This window comes from Microcoleus sp. B9-D4, from assembly GCF_036705105.1.
Taxonomy (GTDB): Bacteria; Cyanobacteriota; Cyanobacteriia; order Cyanobacteriales; family Microcoleaceae; genus Microcoleus.
Map to the genome: position 1 here is coordinate 94,131 of NZ_JAUBTS010000013.1, position 24,784 is coordinate 118,914.

Sequence of the window (24,784 nt, forward strand, 5' to 3'; positions counted from 1 at the left end):
AGTTGGTTTTTGAGAGCAATACAGCCTCAAGTCTCTCAATTGTAACAAAAATTTATTTGACATTTCGGACGCATTCATACATAATCGGAGATTGTGTCAACCTGAACTGAACGCGAGAAACCCTTGGCTAACGTAGTTGTGATCGGCGCCCAGTGGGGCGATGAAGGAAAAGGCAAAATTACCGATTTGCTCAGCAAATCCGCAGATATCGTTGTCCGCTACCAAGGGGGCGTCAACGCCGGTCACACCGTGGTAGTAAACGGTCAGACTTTCAAGCTGCACTTAATTCCCTCCGGGATTCTCTACCCTGATAAAGAGTGTATTATCGGCTGCGGTACGGTCATCGACCCGAAAGTTTTAATTGCAGAGTTAGATCAGCTAGAGGCACTGAATATTTCGACAACCTCGCTGATGATTTCGGAGACGGCTCACGTAACGATGCCCTATCATCGATTAATTGATGTAGCATCGGAAACCCAGCGCGGAAATTATAAAATCGGGACGACGGGACGCGGCATTGGCCCTACTTACGCCGACAAGTCCGAACGCACTGGCATTCGGATGCTCGATTTAATGGACTTGGACGGGTTGCAAGAACAATTGGAATGGACGATTAATTGTAAAAATGTCCTTCTCGAAAAACTCTACAATTTGCCGCCTCTCAATCCCCAAGATGTAATTGATGAATATCGAGTTTATGCCGAACGTTTGCGGCCGCACGTAGTTGATAGTTCCCTGAAGATTTATGAGGGACTTCACAAGCGGAAAAATATTCTGTTTGAAGGCGCGCAAGGCACTTTATTAGACTTAGACCACGGTACTTATCCTTACGTTACTTCCAGCAATCCCATCGCTGGTGGGGCTTGTGTGGGAACCGGAGTCGGCCCAACAGCGATCGATCGCGTAATTGGTGTAGCAAAAGCTTATACAACCCGCGTCGGGGAAGGCCCCTTCCCTACCGAAATGGTAGATGGAGTTGGCGCAATTTTGGGCGATAGAGGTGCAGAATTCGGCACGACAACCGGCCGCAAACGCCGCTGCGGTTGGTTCGATGCAGTAATCGGCCGCTACGCAGTCCGCATCAACGGCCTTGACTGTCTGGCAATTACCAAACTAGATGTTTTGGATGAATTAGAAGAAATAAAAGTTTGCGTTGCTTACGAAATTGACGGCGAAAAATGTGTTGATTTCCCGAAAAGTTCCCGGATATTTGCTCGGTGCCAACCTATTTACGAAACCCTTCCCGGTTGGAAACAGTCTACGGAAGAGTGCCGAAATTTGGAAGATTTACCGCCGCAAGCTTTGAATTATCTGAAGTTTTTGGCAGATTTGATGGAAGTGCCGATCGCGATCGTTTCTCTCGGTGCGAGCCGCGACCAAACTATTATTGTAGAAGACCCGATTCACGGGCCAAAGCGCGCTTTGCTCTCTGCTGACGGTACACCAGTAGCAGCACACTCGTAATCATTGGTCTAAACTTAACGTCAAACCCAGTCAGAGACTGCTGTTTGACTATTAAATCTAGATCCCCCCTAGCCCCCCTTAAGAAGGGGGGGACAAGACTCTTCTCAAAGTCAACCCCTACTCCCCTTATTAATGGGGATGCGAGGGGGATCTAGACTACAATAAAAGTGAGATTTATCAAAGATTTTAGCCTTAAGTTGACACTAATGACTTGTAATATTTTCCCGAAAGTAAGTTGTTAAATCAGGAAGGTCATTCGATTTTAGATTTTAGATTTTAGATTTTGGATTGACCCCACGGATAAATTCGGGGGCTTGAGGATTTGAGATTTTAGATTTTGGATTGATTCCACGGATAAATCACGTGGCGGGTACCATCAAAAAATTCTTGGTCAAGAGGAAAGCTAATGTTAGATTTTATTTTTTATGCCTTCAAAACCGAACTGTCACCACACTATGTCGAAATGTCTGAAGAGGTTTACGAGTGGTTGGTAAAATCAGAATTTTCAAAAATTGGCAAATCAGTTCCCAGAAATATTTTGATAGATGAAGAAGAGGAGAAGCTACCTGTAGTTGAGTTAGATCGAGATATTCGCCAGAAGCTCAGAAATTTTTTCCGAGATGCAATTATCTGCGAAAGCGATACCGTCCTCACCAAACTGGGAGATTCCCCTCTCAAAGAAGAATATCAAGCAGCAACCTACCGTTTGAGGAAATTGCTGGACTTGCTAAAATGTGTTGAAAACGAAGATTATCAGTATCTTCAGCGAGTCCTTTGAATGAGTTTCTGGATGTTTACCAGAAGGAGTAATCCCAATGTTTGACATCAGTTTTTATTCAGCCCATGGTGAACCGTCCGATAGTGTAAGAATAACAGCAGCTACTTACGAGTGGTTAGCAAAATCAGCATTTTCAAAAATAGGCGGGGCATCAATCGCCACCGAAATTTACCTAGATGAAGAAAATGTAATTCTGCCTCTAGTTGAATTAAATCAAGATATTCGCCAGCAGTTCAAGAAAATTTTCAGCGAAGCAATCATCAATGAAAGCGATGCAGTTCTTACTAAGCTGGGTGATTCCCCTTCAAAAGAAGAGTATCAAGCAGGAACGTACCGTTTGAGGAAAATGCTGGAATTGCTGAAGTGTGTGGAAAACGAAAATTATCAATACCTTCAGCGAATTTAATTGAGCGCGATCGCAATATCACAATTCTGGTAAAATGTGAAAACAATCAGCAGAAAGTCATAAAATGGAACTCGCAGTAGAATGTCAAAAGCGGGCAGAAGGCAGCAAACCTAACGCCCTCCGTCGCTCTGGATTGATTCCCGCCGTCCTCTACGGCCACAAAGGCTCTGAATCCATTTCCCTTACCATCAAAGCCAAAACAGTTGAACACCTGCTCAAAAAGCACGTAGTCAACAATGCCCTAATTGACCTCAGCATTCCCGACCTCTCTTGGAGCGGAAAAACCTTGCTCCGGGAAGTGCAAGTTCATCCTTGGAAGGGCTATCCTTACCACCTGAGCTTTTTCTCCGTGGCGACTCAAGACAGCCTGGAAGTTGAATTGTCACTGCGTTTTGTCGGCGAACCTGTCGGCGTCAAGTTAGAAGGCGGCATTTTGGATACCGTGCTGACGCAACTCGCAGCTAAGTGCAAACCTGACAGCATTCCTGAAGCAATTGAAGTAGATATTTCTCATTTAAAGGTTGGGGATGCGCTGCACATTCACGAGTTAGTTTTGCCCGCAGGAGTGGTAGCTCTCGGCGAACCCGATCAGGTGGTTGTTAGCGTCCTAGGAATTCAAGCAGGTTCTGAAGCCGAAGACGCAGAAGCAGACGCAGCAGCAGCTTAATTAGTAATTGCTAATAGTTGTTAACTAATGGTTGCAAAAAAAGGGCGATCGCTTTCTCCCAAAAGGGCGATCGTTTTTTGCTAAAAAGGATATTCTAATTTGGGTTCGATCGCACATCTTGCACCATTGTCAATTAGCCTTTTATGAACAGGCTTTTCGGCCTGTTCCACAAATAGTGAATGACTTTCTTTTGGGGAGTAGGGGTTGGGCTTCTAGCACGCCGCTAAAAAGCCTATAGAAAAGGGTGCAATCTCCCTTGCCCAGGCTACAAGAAACCATCTTACAACTGAGATGTTGCACCATTCTCAATTACTTGTTTAGGAACAGGCTTTTCGGCCTGTTCCACAAGAAAATTCATCTCTTGTGGAACGGGCCGGAGAACCCGTTTAGGAACAGGCTTTTCGGCCTGTTCCACAAGAAAATTCATCTCTTGTGGAACGGGCCGGAGAACCCGTTCTTGAGAATGGTGCAAGATGTGGGCAGTGTTTACTTTTCTTTACAACACGGGCGATCAACTCTTTCGCTACAAGAGTCCCAACGGGCGCGCAAATCTGCCAGAAACCGTACTGATTCTTACATATTTAGCCGTAAAATCAAAAAATCAGCCGAGAATCCCGGTTCCTCGCCAGCACCGGGAATCAAAAAAATTAAGAATTGGGGGAACAAGCCCGCTACTGTTAGTGTCAAACGCGAGTATAATTGTGAAACGTTTAGACTACCCTATTTAATTCCTGCCTCTGGAGCCGCCGCCCATATGCCATCAACAGTGAATACAGAATCAACAGCGGTTCAATTTAACCAACAGGGAGAAACATACTTATCCCAAGGAAAAATAGAAGAAGCGATCGCATCCTGCGAGCAAGCTTTGAAGATTCACCCCAATTTTGCACCAGCTTACAAGACTTTGGGCAACGCGCTGCAAGCTCAAGGCAGGATGGAAGAGGCACGGCACTGGTACGCTAAAGCGATTGAAATAGAACCGAATTTTGCGGAAGTATATGCGAATTTGGGCAGCCTGGGCGCGCAGCAGCAAAAATGGCAGGAGGCGATCGGATTTTATCAAAAGGCGATCGCCATTAAGCCGAATTTCGCGGGAGTGTACCGGAATTTAGCAAAAGTATTCGGACAAATTGGCAAACCGGAAGAAGCCCAGCAGTGCTGGTATCAAGCATTTAGTTTGGAACCGGAAAAAGTAGCGCCAGGGGAACACTTGAATATGGGCGACGCTTTTTTTCGGCAGGAAAAATTCCCCGAAGCGATCGCCTGTTACGATCGCGCTATAAAATTAAATCCTAATGTGGCGACGGCTTACCAAAATTTGGGCGAAGCGCTAAAAAAACAAGGCAAGTTAGAGGAAGCGACAGCATATTATCGCAAAGCTATTGAACTCAACGCAGCTAATGCCAGAAACGGCAGCGAGGGACAGCAAACTTTGGCGGGTGCAACGGCGACAAACGGTGCAGTTAAGCAGCAGCCCGCAGCAACCGCAGTTAAGCCGCCAGTGCAGCCCCCAGTTAAGCCGCCAGTTCAGCAGGCAGTTAATTCTACAATTAATATAGAAGATCCAGAAGCATACAAAATACTGGCAGAAGGCTATTTTGCTCAGGGCAAAGTGGAACAGGCGATCGCAGCTTGCAAGAAGGCACTGCAAATTAAGCCGGAAGCGCCGCTTTACAAAATGCTAGGCAACGCGCTACAAGCTGGCGGCAAAATTGATGAAGCTAAAAGTTGCTATGTCAAAGCAATAGAAATTAACCCAAATTTTGCCGAAGCTTACGCTAATTACGGCAGCGTTTGCGCCCAGCAGGAACAGTGGCAGCAAGCAGTTTCTGCTTACGAAAAGGCGATCGCCATGAAACCGGATTTTGCCGGTGCTTTCCGCAATTATGCGAAACTTTTGACGCAGTTAGGCAAGTCGGAGGAGGCGGCTGAGGCTTGGTATCGAGCATTTGCGATCGACCCCAAATCCGGCACCGCCGAGGAACACGAGAATTTAGCCAAAACTTTGATCGAGCAAGGTAAGGTAGATAAGGGAATTGAGTGTTACCGGCGCGCGGTTGAGTTGAACCCAAATTCAGGCGCAGCATATCACGAATTAGGCGAAATTCTTAAGGGGCAAGAACAGTGGGAAGCGGCGGTAGATGCTTACACTAATGCCATTAGAAATAATCCTGATATTTCTTGGTCGCACAACAATTTAGCTGAGTCGCTGGTTAAGTTGGAACGGTGGGAGGAATCTGTAAATGCTTACCGCAAGGCGATCGAATTAAATCCTGATTTTAGCTGGTCTCACAACAATTTAGCCGATGTGTTGCTGAAGCTGGAACGGTGGGAAGAAGCTGTAGAGTCTTACCGGAAAGCAACAGAATTAAATCCAGATTTCAGTTGGGCGCACAACTATTTAGCAGACGCCCTGATTAAACTGGGAAGGTGGGATGAGGCAATTTCGGCTTACCAAAGGTCGATCGAACTCAATCCTGACCATTTTTGGGCGCACAACAATTTAGCAGAAGCGCTGGTGAATTTGGAACGTTGGGATGAGGCAGTTGTTGCGTACCGGCGTGCTAACGAAGTTAATCCGAATTTCTTCTGGTCGCAGAGCAAATTGGGCGACGCGCTGCTAGAACTGGAAAGGTGGGATGAGGCGATCGATGTTTACCGGCGCGCAGCCGAGTTAAATCCCGATTTTCCGTGGACTTATTACAACATGGGAACGGCTTTTGAGAATCTGGAACGGTGGGATGAGTCGATCGCCGCTTACCGCCGCGCTGCGGAAATTCAGGCGGATTTGCCGTGGCTTTCGCAAAAGTTGGCTGATGCTTTGAGGATGCGATCGCAGTGGGATTTACGGGATGCGATGGGTTTGTACAGAAAGGCGATTCAGGATAATCGTGATGACGTGCAGTTGTATCACAAGGCGCTGGAGATTGCGCCGAATGATGCTGACCTTTATGTTGAGTTGGCTAATGCTTTGGTGCGGAAGAATTGGTCGGATGGGGCGATCGTCTTTTATCAAATGGCGTTGCAGATTCGGCCTGATGACAAGGCTATTTCTGGGCTGTTAGAAGAGGTGTTAAAAAAAAAGGGTGTAAGTAGGGGGGCGGAAAAGAGCGATCGCGCTGTTCACGGACAGTCTGGAAAGGCGATCGAACACACCCCTGGGATAGCTACGGAGTACCACGAATTAGGGACTTCTCTACAAGAAGAAGGTAAATTTGCCGAGGCTGTGGCTGCCTACCGCAAAGCAATTTCTATTAATCCAAATTACTTTGGAACTCACCACAATTTAGGCGATGTCCTGAAATGGATAGGTAAAGTTGATGAGTCTATTAAAAGCTATCAGAAAGCGGCAGAACTGAATCCAAATTTTGTTTGGTCGCACCACAACTTAGCGGATGTATTTCAACAAGAAGGTCGGCTTGATGAAGCTGTTGCTGCTTATCGGAAAGCGATCGAGGTGGCTCCTGACTTTGGCTGGTCTCACTACAATCTAGCCAAAACTTTAGCTAAACAAGATAAGCTTTCGGAAGCTTTGGAAGAGTATCAGACGGCGAGCAAACTCGATCCGAAACTTTTTGGTTTGGATTATCAAAACTTGCGAGATTCGCTATTCCTCGGTCAAGACCCAGCTTACACGAAGTGGCGCGCTAAGAACAGCCCCAGAGAAGCTGATTTGCGAAAAATGGCGGAAATATTAGAAATCTTTAACTACAAGCCGCTGATTAGTATTGTCATGCCGGCTTACAATACGCCAGAAAATTATTTGCAGGAGGCAATAGAATCAGTTCTAAATCAGATATATCCTTATTGGGAATTGTGCATTGCGGATGACGCATCAACCGCGCCTCATGTCAAGCAAATTTTGCAAGAATATGCAGCCAAAGATAGCCGGATCAAAGTAGCTTACAGAACCAAAAACGGTCACATTTCTCACTGTTCTAATTCTGCTTTGGAGTTGGCGACGGGTGAATTTGTGTCTTTGCTAGACCACGACGATACACTGACACCAGAGGCCTTGTATGAAGTGGTGCTGTTGCTGAATCGGCACCCGGAAGCGGACATGATTTATTCAGATGAAGACAAGATTTATCAGGATCAGGAACTGATAAATCCTTTCTTCAAGCCAGAATGGAGCCCGGATTCATTTTTATCTCGGATGTACACTTGCCATTTGGGAACTTACAGGCGATCGCTAATTAATGAAATCGGCGGTTTTAGACCAGGTTTTGAGGGAGCTCAGGATTATGATTTGGTTTTGAGGTTTACGGAAAAAACTGACAAAATATTTCACATCCCTAAAATTCTTTACCACTGGAGAATGCACGCGGGTTCGGCGGCTGGCGGGGTAGAGGCTAAACCCTATGCCTATGATGCAGGGCAAAAAGCTTTGCAAGAGGCGCTCGAACGCCGGGGCGAACCGGGGAAAATTGAAGGCGTTCCCTACTTTTTGGGACACTTTATTGCACGCTACAAAATTGCGGATTACAAGCGGGTCAGCATCATTATTCCGACGCGGGATTTAGGCGATGTTTTGGACAATTGCTTGGAGTCTATCTTTACTAAGAGCGTCTACCCCAACTACGAAGTTATTGTCATTGATAACGGCAGTCAAGAGAAACACACGGCGGAAATTCTGGCTAAATGGAGGGCTAAGGAATCAGCGAGGTTTAAAAGTTATCGCCTAGATATTCCGTTCAATTTCTCTAAGATTAACAACTACGCTGCTAGCAAAGCGGAGGGAGATTACTTGCTGTTCTTGAATAACGATACAGAGGTAATTACTCCCGATTGGATTGATGGGATGGTTGAACAAGCTCAGAGAAGCTCGATCGGGGCTGTGGGCAATTTGTTGATATACTCAGATAACAAAATCCAGCACGCGGGAGTGGTGATGGGGCTCGGCGGCGGTGTGGCGGGTCACAGTTATTACCATATGCCGCGATCAATACCAGGGTATTTCGGGAATGTGGTAGGCCTGAATAATGTTTCAGCCGTAACTGCTGCGTGTTTAATGTGTCGCCGCGAAGTATTTGAAAGTGTAGGGGGGTTTGACGAAGAGCTAACAGTGGCGTACAATGATGTGGATTTGTGTTTGAAAATGCTAGAGAAAGGGTACCGAAATATTTACCTGCCTCATGTAGTTCTCTACCACCACGAATCTAAAAGCCGGGGTTACGAAGACTCGCCTGAAAAGAAAGAGCGGCTGAGGCAGGAATCGAAGCTGATGGAAAGCAGGTGGCAAAAATATATTGAGAATGACCCTTACTACAGCCCGCATTTAACCAGAGCTTGTCAAGATAGCGGTATTAGATTGGAGGACGAGAATTGGCGGGGGAGTCATTAGGAACATCCCTATGAGTTTAGGGTGTCAACTTAAGTCTAAAGCCCTCTGTCTCTCTGGTTTATACTAAAGTCTCGCTCCCTCTGGCATCCCCCAGTGGTATCAACTGAACAGTAAAACCCTCCGTCTCTCTGGAATCATCCGCCCTACGCTTAAGGAACCAATTAACTCAGGATTCAGCAATCTGAAATGAAAAAAATGATTGACGTTGTAGAAGTGCTTAGTGTCCCCCTCGCAGAATCTCAAGGGTTACTAGCGTTTAATCTCGATGCACCAGAAACAGGAACTCAAACTAATGCTGGGGCCGTTGAGTTTCGGGGTTGGGTTCTGGGGAAAATGTCTCCGGCGATCGCGGTTGAAGTGATTCATCAGGGGAGAGTGTTGAAAACCATTGCGGTGAATGTTCCTCGTCCTGATGTGGCCCAAATTTATCCCCAATTGGCAGAAGCAGGAATTAGTGGGTTTCGAGCCACCCTAGATTTGAGTAAAATAATTGATCAGCAAGACCAGTTAACAATATATGGGATTTTACGGGATCAGAGTCTGGTTAAGATGGCAGAAGTTATGGTTAAATTGGGATCGGACTCCTCTATGGCGGAGGTTCCCTTGCCTCAACAGGATGCCGCATCAGGGGTAGAGGGCATACAGTTGAAGTTACAACGGATTCAAGCGGATTTGGAGCGTTCTAAGGTGTTTGTGCAGTCTGTAAAAACAGATTTGCTGAACCGTGAACAGCTTTCGGTAGAACCTCGGAACTTTTGAGTGGGTTAATCGTCATGCTGCCAATCCCCCCTGTCGGTTTCAATGTGGAATTTGTGATAAGATGTTTGACGTTGACTAAAGCCCAGACTGGCAACCCTTATTTTTTTAGAGTATAAAACCCATGACTGTGACAGCCTTTCAGCAAGCCAACAAATTGTTAAGAGAGGGAAAGTTAGAAGAGGCGGTGGTGGCTTATCGACTGGCGATCGAGCAGAATCCGCAGTTTTATGGTGTTTATGAGAATTTAGGGGAAACCTTGGGGAAGTTGGGACGCTTGGATGAAGCGGTTGAAATGTATCGGAAAGCGATCGAGTTGAAACCGTCGGCTGCCTGGTTGCATAAAGAGTTGGGTTTGTTGTTGGAGAAGTTCGGCAAAAAGAAAGAAGTCATCACGGTTTATCAAAAAATCTCTGATATCAAATTTAATATTGGCAAACAAAAAGTTATATCTAATGAATTTTTACAATCCGATCAAAAAACTATTGCTAGAGTCAATCATGACTCAATTCCAAATTTAAAAAAAGCATCTGAGTTAAATCCAAATAATTCTCATGCTTATGTAAATTTAGGAGAGGCTTATCAGGAGCAAAATTTTTTAGATAAAGCTATTGCCTCTTATCGTAATGCTTTAAAAATTCATCCGAACTTTCTTGAAGTTCGGCAAAAACTCGATTGTTTATTAATAAAAAATAATAAAATTCAAGAAGGAATTGCCTATTATCAGGAAACCGTAAATTTTAATTTTGAGTATGCTCAAGGGCATTATCGTTTATATCAATTCCTAACTCAGCAAGGAAAAACAACAGAAGGACAAAAACATTATCAAGAATTTTTGAGACTACAGTCTCATGAGGTCGAAAAACATATAGAGCATCACTGGCAAAGTTTATTGAAAGAAAAAACTATTCAATCAAGCAGTATATCTGCCCCAACGGTTCAGCGAGTAATTTTAGTATTTACTGTTTTAGATTTATTGAAAGCTATTACTATTCTCAGACAGCAGAATATTTCAGAGCCAGATATTAACACGGAGGATATTTTAGTTATTAGTGGAGGATTAAAGCATCTCAGTAGTGATGATGCAAAAAGGAATGCTGAGTTGATATTACAAGTAGCTCAAATTTGGAATTTTAGTAAAGTTTATGGATTACATAGTACAGAGGTTCTGTACAATCGCCAATTGTTGGATTTCAATGCAACTGTAGATTGGATTCGAGAAAAGTTAAATTTAGGACAAGATTCAACAATTTATTTGCAATCTAACCATGAGTGGATTTATCAGGTTATTTTATTGGCTTACCCAGACGCTCGAAAGATTGTGTTTGGAGATGGTTTGGGTGAGCTTAAGTTAATTTCTAATGTTAATCAAAGCAACTTACTTTACTCTCCAGAAGGAATTAAAGTCGATGAAGCTTACTTACTTGCTCCTCTGGAAGGAAATCCCGGAGCTTTTGATTTGTGTGAAGTTAAGTTGATAGATCCTGAAGAGTTTAAGCAAGTTCTTACTGATAGTGCAGAATCTATAAAAGGATTTAAGGATTATTGTTTGATAATTAATCAACAAGCCGAATCTTTCGGTCAATCTGTAACTTTTGTTCCAACAAGCTATTTCCTAGAAGCTGGTATTGTTGATACGTTAGAAAGAGAGATAGACTTATATTTGTCTCATATTCAAAAATATTGTGATTCACAAGAAACTATAGTGATTAAAGGTCATCCTAGAGAACATAGCCAACAATCTCTTATTTTAAAGCAACGTTTAGAAAATCTTGGCTGGAATATTATTGAGTTAAAAGAGTTTAGATTGATACCTATAGAAATTTTTGCTGTCTATGTAGAATTTAAGAGAGCTATCACTTTCTGTTCAGCAAGTTGCTTACTATTAGCCTATCTATGGAAAACAGAAGTAGTAATAGGATTAGATCACTTGAATCTTGAACAAAAAACCGAGAATTATACAGCTTACTGGAAACAAAAAATATTTTTTCTAACCTTGGCGTACTCTTTACAGGTAATGCAAAGCTATCATGGTAAGTTTTACCCCATACAATGGTTCAAATTAAATTTTGAAAAAGACATATCCGATACTAAACAATCTGCGAATGAATTAGGTTTGAAATTACCCATTAAAATCAACCCAAAAGAATTATCTCATACATATATTAACTTGGGTAATTATTTGGAAAGGCAAGGAAATTTAAGAGAAGCTCTTACTTGTTATGAAAACTACTTAAATATTCAAAATAATCATTACGAATATAAAATAAATGAGGAAGTGAGGATTCATCAATCTCAACTCGAAGAACAAGAATATGATTCAATAGTTTCCGCAACAACAGATAGATATAAAAGGTTAATATTTGTTGTTGCTTCTGTCCCCCATAAGATTCTGACTGTCTTATCTGTTTTACGCTCTCAGCAAGCTAGTGGAGAGTATCAGAACTGTGATGATTATCTGATTTTAGCGGGAGGTAATCCACAAGGAGTCAATATATTACTTCAAATAGCCAAGATATGGCGATTTAAAAAAATCATAAACATAGGAAAATTTTACAATTTTTTACGATCTGAGGATTCATTAAATATTCTTAGTATTGCAACAGTACAAGAACTGATTAGATGTCATATTGGTTTAAAAGCCGTTGATGTTGTGTATCATTGGTCAGCAACAGATGATATTATTTGGTCTCTCTACCCAAATTCCCGGAAAATCTGCTTCGGTGATGCCCTTGGAATTTTAAAGAAACATTCAATTAGCAGGCGCTTTAATCCTTCTGATACTGTAGCGATTAGTGAAGCTTATCTAATTGCTCCTTATGAAGAAACTAAGGAAATTTTTAGTCACTGTTCAATAAACCTTATTGAGCCTCAGTATTACAAATCAGTAGTAAAAGACAGTGCTAAAACTATTTGTGGATTTGTTGAGTATTGTGAACACATTAAAGAGAAAGCTAGTTCGTCAATAGTTTTTCTTCCGACATCGTACTTTGCTCAGTCTCCTGAAGTGCAAGATTTTGAGAAAGAAATGGAGATTTATTTATCCTATGCTTTGAAGTATACAACCCCAAAAGATACAGTTCTTATTAAAGCTCATCCATCGTTAAAAGCACAAAAGCAATCGAGAGTATTGGTTCAAAAACTTAAAGAAAATGGTCGTCAATGTGTTGAGGTGGAAGACAAATTTGATGATGTGCCTTTGGAATTATTCGCAATTTTAATCAATCCTACAAGATTGTTATCTGTATTGTCCACCTGTAGTATATCTATTGGATATCTTTGTCAGTGCGAAATTGTAATGGGTTTAGATGAAGATATTATAGCTAAGTTTAAACCCAACACAATGAATAACGCTCAATGGGATATCAAGCAAAGAGTGATATATTTACAAACTCAACAAGCTTACAGGCAATCATTTTCTCCGATCCAACATGCGGATGTCGAGTATAACAATAAGTTTCCCAAGTTTCCTGTTTTAATAACAGCTAAAAAACTTGAAGGACTCAAAAATAATTCAGATAAGAATCCAAGGTATATTTTCAGCAAGTTACAACACTCAGCCTGGCTTCATAATCAGTTGGGTCAACATTATTTGTCTTTAAACAACGAACAATCAGCAGTCTCTGAGTTCGATAAAGCGACCCAGCTTGCTCCAAATTTTTCTGGCTTTTACTATGATTTAGGTAAAGCGTTAGCCATATCAGGCAAAGGAGAGGAATCTATTACTAACTATTACCGAGCAACTGAACTTAATTTTTATTCTTCTCTTCGTCAGTCAATTTTGCAGAGAAAATGGAATGGAGAATCAAATTTACGAGGTTTGGTAATCATTAATTCTATGGAACAGCCTCCGCTTGGCATGAATAAAAGTATTCAAATTGTTGCCCCCTACTTAGTTCAAAATCATGGCATATATCTGGAATACTCTTCAAGTCACTTAGAATCTCTTAGTAAAACAATAGCCCACAAGTTACACTGGTATGATTTCGTCATTTTTAATAGTGCCGCATCTCTCCGTTCTTGGAATCATCCTAACTTTGTAAAGTTAATTGCTAAACTCAACATTCCAGTATTTATTTATTGGCATGAAACAGATTGGACACTCAACCAGTGGAAGCGAAATTATACTATTGCTCATCAAAGCATTATAGACATATCTACTAATCCTAATTTTGCTCATCTAACCGTTTCAGATGCTTGTAGTGAAGCAATTAAAAAATCTTATCCTAACTCTAAAAATATATATAAAATTCATGAATGTACTGATATTCCTAAGAATTATAATCTGGGATTACAAAAAAATCTATCTATCTCTGATCTCTTTGTGCTGAATATTGCTAGTGTCCAAGAACGTAAAGGAACTGATTTATTTGTAGACACTGCAATTAAAGTTTGTCAGGAGCATTCTACAGTAAAGTTTATTTGGTTAGGAAAAGTTATTCCTATGGGGAAAGAATTATATGAAAAATGTCAATTTAAAATTAAATCTCTTGGTTTGGAAAAGCGGATTTTGTTTCCTGGTCATATAGAATCTCCTTGGGAATACTATTTGAGAAATGCTAGTGTTTTCTTTTTGTCCAGTCGTGATGACCCTTTCCCATTATCTATACTAGAAGCCATGTGTACAGGGCGTAATATTGTGGCTTTCAATGTGGGAGGAACTCCTGAAGCTTTAGGTGGATATGGTACGATAATTGAACCTTTTAATATTGATGCTGCTGCTAAAAAAATAATTAATTTGCTAAAAATAGAATCTGGCAATTTATTTGATGACAATCTGATTAAAAGGTATAATAATTTATATACTCCTGAAATGCTTGCATTTCGCCTTGCCAACTGTGTAAAATACATACAGCACTTTTCAGGCAAGTGAAGTATCAAGAAGGTTTCCTGAAGGAATTAACTCTGTGTCTGCCTGTACTACTGTACTTCATAAACTTACAATCAGCAGTGTATCTGAATCTAAATCTACTAACTAAAAGAGAAAAAGGAACAATAGCTATGGAATATCAAAAAACTAAAAACAAATTTGTAGATGTGTTAGTTTCATCTGAAACGGTTAAACCATTTTTTACAAACCCAACTCCTTGGCTGACTAGAGGAGCTATAGAATGGCTAAGTAAAAACCTAAACCAAGAAATGGTAGGAATAGAGTTTGGTGGAGGTTCATCTACCCCTTGGTTTGCGAATCAGTTAAAAGAATTGCACACTTTTGAAGCTAATCATGAGTTTGCTATTTTGTTGATTGAATATATGTCGAAAAAACCAAAGTTGATATCCAAGTGGTGCTTGCATTTTTCTAACTGTGACTGGCACAAAATTAATAATAGTTATAAATACCAACCTTGGAGTCATTGGAAAAATGATAGTCAGCTCATTTCAGAAGATGATCATCGTCTTTTACAGGTTAATTATTGTTTGGAAATACCTAAAAAAATTGATTTCGTCTTAATAGATGGTGCTATTAGAGAACAAACATTAGATGCAACTTTAATCTACATCAAGAAAAATCCTAATTTGATTGTTTGTATTGATAATATGGAATCACAAACAATGCAGAATCAGAAATTCAAACTTTTTAATCTAGGTTTTGAAGAAAAAGAGTTTGAAGAATTAGATATAAAACTAATACCCACTCACCAACAAAGACACATTACGTCTATTTTTGTCAAGTCCTCTACTTATACATAAGTATAGAGTAAAAATAAAATCTTAAAAATCAAATTAATCGACTTTTAATTGTTCAGAGCAAATTAAGATAAAATAAAAATGACCATAGTTTCCATTGTCCCCTGTAGAGGTGGATCTAAAGGCATACCTCGCAAAAACGTTTTGTCCCTTGCAGGCAAACCCCTCATTTTCTACAGCATAGAACAGTCAAAACAATCATCTCATGCCGATCGCACTATCATCAGCACTGACGACCAAGAAATTGCCACGGTCGCTAAAAGCTATGGTGCGGAAGTTATCGTGCGTCCCGCAGAAATTAGCGGAGATACTGCTTCTTCGGAGTTAGCACTTATTCATGCTCTCGACTACCTTAAAGACACAGAAAATTATGAACCCGATTTAGTGGTTTTTCTGCAATGTACATCACCCTTGAGAAAAGATGATGATATTGACAAAGCCATTATTCAGTTTCAGCAAGAGCAAGCAGATTCCTTGCTATCGGTTTCTCCTGGTCATTCCTTCCTATGGGAACAAATTGATGGGGTGGCTAGATCAATTAACTATGACTACCGTAACCGACCTCGAAGGCAAGAAATGAATCCACAATTCAGGGAAAATGGCTCGATTTATATCTTTAAACCTTGGGTGTTGCGGGAATATAATAATAGATTGGGTGGTAAAATATCTTTATATGTTATGGCTGAGCCATGTGTTGATATTGATTCGATGTTAGATTTTGAAATTGCTGAATTTTTGTTAACCAAACAACACACAAACCATGCAAATTGATAGAAACCTATCTCAATATATTGTTTTTTCAGAGGATAGTTTGATTAATGCTCTGAAAAAAATTAGTGATAACAAACATAGAATCATTTTTTCTGTTACTGAAGCAGGTGTTTTAGACGGAGTTTTAACCGATGGTGATTTTAGGCGTTGGCTGATAGAACAGGAAACTACTGACCTCAATCAACCTGTTTCAGTGGCTTCTAATAAGCATTTTAAATTTGCTTTTATTAGTGATGAACCGACTCAAATCCATTCCTACTTTTCTCAAGGGATTGAATTTATTCCCATCGTAGATGAAAATAACCACCTAGTCGCGATCGCTAAACAGGAACCGGCTGGCATAAAAATTGGTGATTTCACCATTGACGACAACTCGCCCACATTTATTATTTCTGAAATAGGCATTAACCATAATGGCAGTTTGGATTTAGCGAAAAGGCTGATAGACCATGCAATAGCATCGGGTGCTAATTGTGCTAAGTTCCAAATGCGGGATATGGCATCCTTATATCGTAATGCAGGCGATGCTAATGACGCAAAAGAAGACTTGGGAGCGCAATATACTTTAGATTTGCTTTCGCGTTTTCAGTTAACCTCCGAGGAAATGTTGCAAGCATTTGATTATTGTCAGGAACGCGGAATTTTACCTCTTTGTACACCCTGGGATCTTAACACCGTCAAACTCCTAGAAGGCTATGGAATGCCTGCCTATAAAATCGCATCCGCAGACTTGACTAATCACGATTTACTTAAAGCCTTGGTAGACACAGGTAAACCCCTCATTTGTTCTACAGGGATGTCTACCGAGTCAGAAATTAAGGAGTCAGTCGGATTATTGCAAAAAATGGGGGCAATGTATATATTGCTTCATTGTAACTCTACTTATCCTGCTCCTTTTAAGGATATTAACTTAAATTATTTAGATAAGTTAGCTCAAATCGGGAATTGTCCAGTGGGTTATTCGGGGCATGAGCGGGGTTATCATGTGGCGATCGCAGCCGTAGCTAAAGGAGCCAAAGTCATTGAAAAGCACTTTACCCTGGATAAAACAATGGAAGGCAACGACCATAAGGTGAGCCTGTTGCCAGAAGAGTTTAAAGCAATGGTAGAAGGGATTCGCCAAGTCGAACAAGCTTTAGGAACAGCAGGAGAGCGTCGCCCCAGCCAAGGCGAGTTAATGAACCGAGAAAATTTAGCTAAGAGTTTAGTTATTAATTGTGATTTGACGGTAGGACAAGAAATCACAGGCAAGATGATAGAGGTCAAAAGTCCTGGGCGGGGGTTACAACCTAACCGTAAATCAGAATTAATTGGTAAAAAAGCCAAACGAAATTTTAGGACAGGAGATTTCTTTTTCCTTAGCGATTTAGAGGAGGAACAGGTAAAAGCCCGTCCTTACAAGTTTAATCGTCCTTGGGGCGTACCTGTGCGCTACCATGATTTTAAGGCAATATTGGCTAAGTCTAACCCTAACCTTCTGGAATTTCATTTAAGCTATAAAGATTTAGAGGAAGATATTCATAAATATTTTGATCGGTCTTATGATTTAGATCTGGTGGTACATAGTCCAGAATTATTTGCTGGAGACCACATTCTTGATTTATGTGCTGAAGATGAAAGCTATCGTCAACACTCTATTAATGAATTGCAACGAGTTGTTAACTTAACTAAGCAAATCGCTTCATTCTTTAAGAAAGCTACTCGCCCATTAATTGTAACTAACATTGGTGGGTTTACGATAGACAAGATTTTACCAAATTCTGAGAAGTCACAACTTTATCAGAGGTTAGTTAGCAGCTTATCGCAACTACATTTATCGGGGGTGGAAATAATTCCTCAAACCATGCCACCTTTTCCCTGGCATTTTGGCGGGCAAAGATATCATAATATTTTTGTAGAACCCCAAGAAATAGTTGAATTCTGTCATCAGTACAAATATCGTGTTTGTTTAGATGTCTCCCACTCTCAACTTGCTTGTAATTATGGAGGTTGGTCATTTAGAAAGTTTATTGAACAAGTCGGCGATTATGTAGCTCATTTGCATATAGCTGATGCAGAAGGCACTGACGGGGAAGGTTTACAGATTGGAGATGGAGAAATGGATTTTTATTCATTATTCCAGACTTTGAACAGTGTTGCTCCCAATGCTTCTTTTATTCCTGAAATTTGGCAAGGTCATAAAAACGACGGGGAGGGTTTTTGGATTTCTTTAGAACGGCTTGAATATTTTTCACAATAAATGTTAAGATAGCTAATGTTAACATAGCTTTGATCCACATCCATATCAATTTCTAAAAACACTTTGCTTAATTATGATTCAACTACCGAATTTTAACAATGCTTTTGAATACGAGAACGATTTTTACCTTTCTTGTAATCCTACTAGAATCGGAAAATTAATCGCCCACTATGAACTTTATAAACAAGTAGAAAATTTACCCGGTGCAATTGTTGAATGTGGAGTGTTCAAGGGAACATCTCTGGCACGGTTTGCTATGTTTAGAGATTTACTGGGAAGTGCTTACTCTAAAAAAATTATTGGCTTTGATATGTTTGGCCCCTTTCCAGAAACAAATTTTGCTGCGGATATCGAGCCACGAAAAAAGTTTGTGGAGGCTGCCGGAGAACAAAGTATTGCGACGGAGCAGTTAATGGCAGTTTTGGAAAATAAGGGAGTTGACAAAAATGTGGAGTTAATCGCAGGTAATATTTTAGATACTGTTCCTGGTTATGTAGAAAAGCATCCAGAGTTAAAGATTTCTTTGCTCAATTTAGATACTGATATTTATGAGCCGGCAGTGACAATTTTAGAACATTTATTCCCTAGAATTGTGAGCGGTGGAATTTTGATTCTTGATGATTATTCCGTGTTTCCTGGAGAAACAAAAGCCATTGATGACTATTTTCAGGACATAGGAGTAAAAATTTATAAGTTCCCTTTTTGTATGACTCCTTGTTATGTAGTTAAGTCGTGAAAATCAGATTTACTTCTTTTGCAAAATTAACTCATTTTCCTGAAAAATTCCTAACACAATGTACTGATTCCAATCAATTTCAGCTACAAATTTTAAAATACCAGGATACCGGGGTTCATAATCATCTAAGACTATCAAACCTCCTGAAGTTACTAAAGGGGAATAAATGGTAAAATCTTTTTTGACACCTTCATAAGAGTGGTCTCCATCAATAAATAATAGTTCTACTGGTTCTCCTTGCAAAGTCTGTTCAACTTGATCAAATGTGTTGGTATCCCAAGCATTACCTTTGATCAAGGTGAACTGGTAATTGTAGGGGTTATTTTTTTTAATATTGTTTTTAGTTTGTTTTATATTAATGTGATCATGTTGCTGATAATATCCGTAGGTATCCTCAAACAAATCTACTCCAATAGCCACAATTGGAATATTGGAATTTAGTACATAACTCATGGAAGTACCATTATGAACTCCAATTTCTAAATATCGCTTAATTCTGTTGGCAAAAAAATCTCTTATAAATTTTAAAACAATTACTTTATGATGACAACACCTGCCGTCTATATTTTCTTCTATTTTGTTTTTTAATTCATTAGATGTGCCGGCTGACAACATTTGATTAGAATAAGTAATAATTTCAGTCTTGATTTTCAAAAATAGACTCTGATCTTTTTTAGATTTTAAGTCATCTATTTTCTTAAAATAAAGGGAGGGATTTTGTGTAATATTTAAGGATAGTATTTTTTGATAGCAATAAATCGCTTCATCAAGTCTGCCTATTTTTTCTAAAATATCAGCGAGATTTACATAACACGAAACCGGAGTATTGGCAGATTTATTCACTGCTGATTCCAACCATTCAACAGCATCTTCTGGATTAAAATATTCAGCTATAAAATTCCCATACTTATACCTCATTAAGCTAGATTCAGGATTTAACGTAAATGCTAAATTATAGTTTTCGATAGCCTTACCAAAATAGCCTAGTTTAGCAAAATATTCACCCAAATAATAGTAATGCCAAGAAAAATTAGGATTTTCTGTAATTTGAGAAGACAAAATATCAATTTTAAATATAGGATGTTCTATACCCCACTTTTGGCATAGGTGCTTTTCAACTGCAACAATATCATCTAATTGTAAAACTGACTTATATACAAGTAGTTCATAAAAATCGCCATTAAAGTTGTGGTTATTATTGGTATCTGCACCAATACCAATTAAGCCATGATTAAAATCTTCTGTATGTACAACATTATTAATTTCTCCCACCACACAACCATTAATTCTGAGAGTAAATCTATCTCCTATACCATCCCAAGTAGCAGTCAATAAGTAAATTTTACCTGTCATAATTTTAGTTTCTTTTATACTATGAAAATTTTTATTTTCACTACGACAATTGATTGCTAAATAATATAAACCCTTGTCATTACCAATAAAAGTACCATAAAACCCTGGGAAATTATTAACTTCCGCTCTAAAAACTGCACCATGAGGCAGTTGTTTATCATGATTGTATTCAATTCCAAGACTAAACACTGTGAACCAAGTAATTTGAGGTTTATTAATGGCTAAATTACCACAACTTTTAAGCAAAGTTTGACGAACATTATCAAATCTGAGTTTGCCTCTATTATTAAGCCCATCTTGAAAAATAGGCATTTGATTCAGTTGTGATTGAACCAAATGATTCCCATTGCCAGACTCATCCCTAATTAGGCAAACTCGTTGTTCTTTGTGACCCTCACTACTGATAATAATTTTTTCTCCGTCACTGGAATAATGAGCAACAAGTGAATCATAACTAGGCAATCCATTGTTTTTTGTATTCGGAATATATTTAATCAGTTGTGATTCAATAGCTCTCGAATAAATTTCAACCCAGTCATCAGCTTTTTCAATACCTAAAACTGTTTTTGCTGATTCAATGTCACCAAAAATCAAAGGCAAATACTGAACTTGAGAAGATTGACTTAGGGATTGATTAACCCACAAATTAATATCACTAATTCGGATTAGCAAATCAGGCTTTAACTTCACAGCCTGCTGATAAGTATCTCTAGCTCTTTTTACATTTCCTGTTTTAGCCAAAGCTCTAGCTAAACCTTCATAAAATCGATAAACATTAGGATTAACTTTGATGGCTCTATCATAAGACTCAATTGCACCTGTTAAGTCACTTTTGGTAAGGAAAAATTCCCCTAAATAATAGTGTGATAAAGCAGAGTTGGGGTTGATTTTAATAGCTAGTTGTAATTGCTTAATTGCATCGTCTAATTTACCATGTTTAGCTAAGGCTATACCCATTTCATAGTGAGCAGTATAAAAATATGGATTATATTTTATGATTTTTCCATATTCATTGATGGCTTCCTGTAAGTAACCTTTCCGTTTAAATTGATTAGCTCTTTTGATAATATCGATCATATTTAGATGTTTTATAACTCGACAAAAATAAATAGCTATTACGGAAAAATTTTAATTCTTTTTACCAGCAAAATAAACAACCCAGTTCTCCCTCCAACCTCCTAAATCATCAACAGGACATTCATCTAATTTGTTTGGCCAAAATCCTTTAATATCTTTTCTTCTGTAGAAACTGTTAAAATTGGCATCTATCTTTTCCAAACTATTAAACAAGAAAGTTAGGCAATCAGGAGAATATCTCCAATAATCAATTGGAACAGGATGATATCTCCAAGAAAATACAGTTGAAATATAACAAATACCACCTAATTTCAGAATTCGACAAATTTCTTGAGCTGCCAGCCAAGGACGATTAATATGTTCAAAAGTGTTATTTGAAAAAATAAAATCAAAATATGATGACTCTATATTTGAAGCATCAGTAATATCAGATACTATAGTTGGTAAACTATCACTATCAATTAAATCGCAATTATAATAATCAAATTCAGGAAACTGTTTTTGGGCATTAGAACTTATAGAACCTCCTATCTCCAGCATTCGTAGCTTGCCATTATGGTCAGCAAAGGTAAGAGAAGAATCAATGATTTTTTTGCGTGAGTATAAACACTTGAAAAGCATTCTGATTTTTTCATTGTTGTTTCATTATATTTGACATCTCTAATAGCACAGTTAGGGAAATTTTTACCTGATGGAATGCTGCTTAATTGACTTATAAGTTTTTTTTCCAAAGCCTTAAATAAATAATTACTAGGATGAATTTTTAAAGCTATATTTAATTGCACTATAGCTTGATTAATGACCTTTTTTTCAGCTAAAGCTTCGGCCAAGTAGTAATAAGTCCAACCAAAATCAGGATTTAACTCAATAGCTTTTCGATAAAGCGCGATGGCCTCATCCAACCTCCCAGACCGTTTCAACTGATTCGCCTGCTTCAGCAACTCACCCGCACTCATCCCCTCACCACTCCTCATAACAGACTTACCAGTCCAGATATAGGCCCGCAACCGCCGCCAATGGTATCATATCACCCAACTGACGAAAATGCAAACAATTTAGCACTGATTCATGAACAGCAGTTTTCAACAAGCCAACCAATGGCGGCGAGTGGGATGTTTAGAAGAAGCCTTAATCGCTTATCAAAAAGCAATACAGTCGCACCCTAACTTCTATTGGACTTACCAAAAACTAAGGGAAACACTGCACCAGTTAGGGCGTTGGGATGCAGCAGTTACCGCTTTCCGCCAAGCCATAGCGGTCAATCCCACTGCTAAATGGTCATATTTTTACCTGGGACAGGTTTTAGCCCAGCAGGAAGAGTGGCAAGACGCGATCGCATCCTACAATACAGCGATCGCACTACACCTCACCGAACCCCAAGTATTCTGGGGATTAGGGAAAGCCCTGGAAGCCCTCAACCGATGGGATGAAGCCCTAGCCACCTATCAGAAAACCATAGAACTCAATGTTAATAAATATAAATCCTAAGCTGTTGTGTATTTAAACTGTGATTATAGCATTACCTTTGTTTTTAAGTTTATGTCCCCATTTAATAGATAACTGTCCTTCATTTAAAAGCTGATGTAATAAACACTCTAGCTCATCAACTGATTTAAAGAGTCGATGAGCAATATATTCCTTAGCTGAATGCCAGACTAATTCAATTAAATTATAATCTGGACTATATTCTGGAAGAAATTCTAAATAGATATTTGGCATTTCTACTTTAATTTTTTCCAGGTATTCTTCTTTTTTGTGAAAACTTGCATTGTCAAGAATAATAAGGATCTTGGCTCCTTTTTCGGCAAATTCTTCTGCTTGATTTCCCGCTAATACCCATTCATAAATTAGCTGTTGATAAAAACTTTTTAACACTTGATAAAAATTATCTGCATTCCCTTTATCCAGAAATTCTACAAATCTTTTTTTATCCGAGTATCTCAATCCTCCCATCACATTAACTCTTCCTTTTCTCCTGTCTCCTCTAATCTGTTTTCTCTTTCCTTTTTTACACTAATGTCCATCTCCCAAATTCATATCCTAATTCTTCCGGTTCTTTTTCTACTGTTTCTAATAATATCTCTATATATTTATCTGTAGCTTTTCTATAATTTCCTTTCATTCTTTCATCTTTCAGGCTTTCTAATTTGTCCGGGTCTCCATGTACACACCAATAACATACTTTGTTTAAGGAACAGGCCAAAAATTTAGCAATTTCACTTTGCTTTTTACCATCATTTAGCAATAATAGAATTAAGATTCTTTCTCTGATTTGTCCATTTTCTTCCTCTTTTAATCTTTTCTGTAGTTTCTTTACTTGCTTTTAATTTAAATGATTTTTAGAAGGCATCTTTTGATTGATTTTTCTAAACTTGGTTTTCCATTATACCCTATTTAGATGCTTAACAGCTTAGGATAATTTATTAATGGTTTCCGTTGATTCAATTCTACTACCTGATACAATGGAAACTCAAATCGTTAGACCTCAAGCAACCCCCTCCATGAAACTCAACTTTCCCGACCTCTGCCAACACCACAACATCACCCCACGCGGTATTATCTCCATAGGCGCTTACGATCACAAAACCCTCAAACGCCTCAACCTCCCCAATACCATTAAAACCCTACTCATCGATGCCAACCCCACTGCTGTTGAAAGATTGCAGGAGAATTTTGCCGATCGCCCCAATATCCAAGTCGTTCAAGCTGCCATTGCCAACCACAACGACACCGTGACCCTGCATCTGGCTTCCCTAGAGTCTACCAGCTCCATCCTACCCTGGCAACAGTACAGCAAAATTTACCCCAATATTAAAGAAACGCAACAACTCACCCTCCCTTCCCGCACCCTGGATACTCTCCTGCAAGAACTGCATCTCTCTACTACAGACTTTAATATTCTGATTCTCGATATCCAAGGTGCTGAACTCCTCGCCTTAGAAGGCGCTACCCAACTCCTCAACACCCTAGATGCCATTTACACCACAGTTCATTATCAAGAACTGTTTAAAGGCGGGGCTTTAGCGGAACAAGTCGATCTGTTCCTCACCGACTACCAATTCCAGCGTGTAGCAGAAGAGACTCCCTACCATCCCGCTTGGGGAGAAGCGTTCTATGTGCGTCAGACTGTTAGAACTGAGGATGGGCTGCTTCCCGTTCAATCCCTATCCCCAACATCTCAATTGCTTCAGGAAACCCAACAGGAGTTAGAAACTTTACAGTTACACTACCAAGAAGCGTTGGGAACGTTGGAACCAACCCAAGATCAACTGCAACAAAAAGCAGAGAATTTAGCTGAGTTAGAATCTCAACGGGATCAAATATTAGTAGAATTAGAACAATCTCAAACCCAACAGGAACAACTCCAAACCCAACTTCAACAAACCCAAACCGACCTTAAACAATCTCAAACCCAACAGGAACAATTACAAACCCAACTTCAACAAACCCAAACCGACCTTAAACAATCTCAAACCCAACAGGAACAATTACAAACCCAACTTCA

General features: G+C 39.5%; 17 protein-coding genes and 1 pseudogene. 13 read left to right on the top strand and 5 right to left on the bottom strand.

What is annotated here, in order from left to right; all coding sequences use genetic code 11:
• Positions 1-123: 123 nt before the first annotated feature.
• From QUB24_RS10945 to QUB24_RS10960, 4 genes are all read left to right on the top strand, one after another.
• The gene (locus QUB24_RS10945; RefSeq protein ID WP_333153200.1) at positions 124-1,464 is read left to right on the top strand and encodes an adenylosuccinate synthase; all 1,341 of its coding nucleotides are present in this window, start codon (positions 124-126) and stop codon (positions 1,462-1,464) included.
• A gap of 406 nt (positions 1,465-1,870) precedes the next feature.
• The gene (locus QUB24_RS10950) at positions 1,871-2,242 is read left to right on the top strand and encodes a hypothetical protein (protein ID WP_333153201.1); all 372 of its coding nucleotides are present in this window, start codon (positions 1,871-1,873) and stop codon (positions 2,240-2,242) included.
• 37 nt (positions 2,243-2,279) lie between these two features.
• Entirely contained in the window at positions 2,280-2,648 is a 369-nt protein-coding gene (locus tag QUB24_RS10955; RefSeq protein ID WP_333153202.1) for a hypothetical protein, read from the top strand.
• Positions 2,649-2,712: 64 nt separating this feature from the next.
• Positions 2,713-3,315 (top strand): 50S ribosomal protein L25/general stress protein Ctc, encoded by a 603-nt coding sequence (locus QUB24_RS10960; RefSeq protein WP_333153203.1) that lies wholly within the window; start codon positions 2,713-2,715, stop codon positions 3,313-3,315.
• Between the two features lie 280 nt (positions 3,316-3,595).
• Here the strand turns inward: QUB24_RS10960 and QUB24_RS10965 are convergent, their stop codons facing one another.
• Positions 3,596-3,730 carry a hypothetical protein gene (locus tag QUB24_RS10965; RefSeq protein ID WP_333153204.1) on the bottom strand — a complete coding sequence of 45 codons (135 nt, stop codon included), beginning with the start codon at positions 3,728-3,730 and terminating at the stop codon, positions 3,596-3,598.
• A 339-nt stretch (positions 3,731-4,069) separates the two neighbouring features.
• Here QUB24_RS10965 and QUB24_RS10970 point away from each other — a divergent pair, with 339 nt between their 5' ends.
• The 7 genes from QUB24_RS10970 (at position 4,070) to QUB24_RS11000 (ending at position 18,849) form a co-directional block, all read left to right on the top strand.
• Positions 4,070-8,659 carry a tetratricopeptide repeat protein gene (locus QUB24_RS10970; protein ID WP_333153235.1) on the top strand — a complete coding sequence of 1,530 codons (4,590 nt, stop codon included), beginning with the start codon at positions 4,070-4,072 and terminating at the stop codon, positions 8,657-8,659.
• A 186-nt stretch (positions 8,660-8,845) separates the two neighbouring features.
• On the top strand, positions 8,846-9,418 hold the full coding sequence (locus QUB24_RS10975) for a hypothetical protein (RefSeq protein WP_333153205.1): 573 nt from the start codon (positions 8,846-8,848) through the stop codon (positions 9,416-9,418).
• Between the two features lie 121 nt (positions 9,419-9,539).
• Entirely contained in the window at positions 9,540-14,288 is a 4,749-nt protein-coding gene (locus QUB24_RS10980; RefSeq protein WP_333153206.1) for a tetratricopeptide repeat protein, read from the top strand.
• Between the two features lie 128 nt (positions 14,289-14,416).
• On the top strand, positions 14,417-15,106 hold the full coding sequence (locus QUB24_RS10985; protein WP_333153207.1) for a hypothetical protein: 690 nt from the start codon (positions 14,417-14,419) through the stop codon (positions 15,104-15,106).
• Positions 15,107-15,184: 78 nt separating this feature from the next.
• The gene (locus QUB24_RS10990) at positions 15,185-15,874 is read left to right on the top strand and encodes an acylneuraminate cytidylyltransferase family protein (RefSeq protein WP_333153208.1); all 690 of its coding nucleotides are present in this window, start codon (positions 15,185-15,187) and stop codon (positions 15,872-15,874) included.
• Positions 15,864-18,113: an N-acetylneuraminate synthase family protein gene (locus QUB24_RS10995; protein ID WP_333153209.1), complete on the top strand. Its 2,250-nt coding sequence runs from the start codon at positions 15,864-15,866 to the stop codon at positions 18,111-18,113. The genes QUB24_RS10990 and QUB24_RS10995 overlap by 11 nt, the downstream gene beginning before the upstream one ends.
• Positions 18,114-18,186: 73 nt before the next feature.
• Positions 18,187-18,849 carry a TylF/MycF/NovP-related O-methyltransferase gene (locus tag QUB24_RS11000; RefSeq protein WP_333153210.1) on the top strand — a complete coding sequence of 221 codons (663 nt, stop codon included), beginning with the start codon at positions 18,187-18,189 and terminating at the stop codon, positions 18,847-18,849.
• A gap of 9 nt (positions 18,850-18,858) precedes the next feature.
• On the opposite strand, the gene QUB24_RS11005 is transcribed toward QUB24_RS11000, so the two are convergent.
• From QUB24_RS11005 to QUB24_RS11015, 3 genes are read right to left on the bottom strand one after another with little or no spacing between them, the layout of a single operon-like run.
• A complete protein-coding gene (locus tag QUB24_RS11005; RefSeq protein WP_333153211.1) occupies positions 18,859-21,279 on the bottom strand; it encodes a CmcI family methyltransferase in 2,421 nt (806 codons plus the stop codon).
• Between the two features lie 51 nt (positions 21,280-21,330).
• Positions 21,331-21,819: a methyltransferase domain-containing protein gene (locus QUB24_RS11010; RefSeq protein WP_333153212.1), complete on the bottom strand. Its 489-nt coding sequence runs from the start codon at positions 21,817-21,819 to the stop codon at positions 21,331-21,333.
• The gene (locus tag QUB24_RS11015; RefSeq protein ID WP_333153213.1) at positions 21,807-22,235 is read right to left on the bottom strand and encodes a tetratricopeptide repeat protein; all 429 of its coding nucleotides are present in this window, start codon (positions 22,233-22,235) and stop codon (positions 21,807-21,809) included. Before QUB24_RS11015 ends, QUB24_RS11010 begins: the two co-directional genes overlap by 13 nt.
• Before the next feature lie 112 nt (positions 22,236-22,347).
• On the opposite strand from QUB24_RS11015, the gene QUB24_RS11020 reads away from it, so the two are divergent.
• Complete coding sequence (locus QUB24_RS11020; RefSeq protein WP_333153215.1) at positions 22,348-22,767, top strand: tetratricopeptide repeat protein; 420 nt, start codon at positions 22,348-22,350, stop codon at positions 22,765-22,767.
• Between the two features lie 12 nt (positions 22,768-22,779).
• On the opposite strand, the pseudogene QUB24_RS11025 reads toward QUB24_RS11020, so the two are convergent.
• Positions 22,780-23,629: pseudogene (locus QUB24_RS11025) on the bottom strand (IS630 family transposase).
• A gap of 112 nt (positions 23,630-23,741) precedes the next feature.
• Here QUB24_RS11025 and QUB24_RS11030 point away from each other — a divergent pair.
• A partial coding sequence (locus QUB24_RS11030; protein WP_333153216.1) for an FkbM family methyltransferase occupies positions 23,742-24,784 on the top strand: 1,043 nt, incomplete at its 3' end.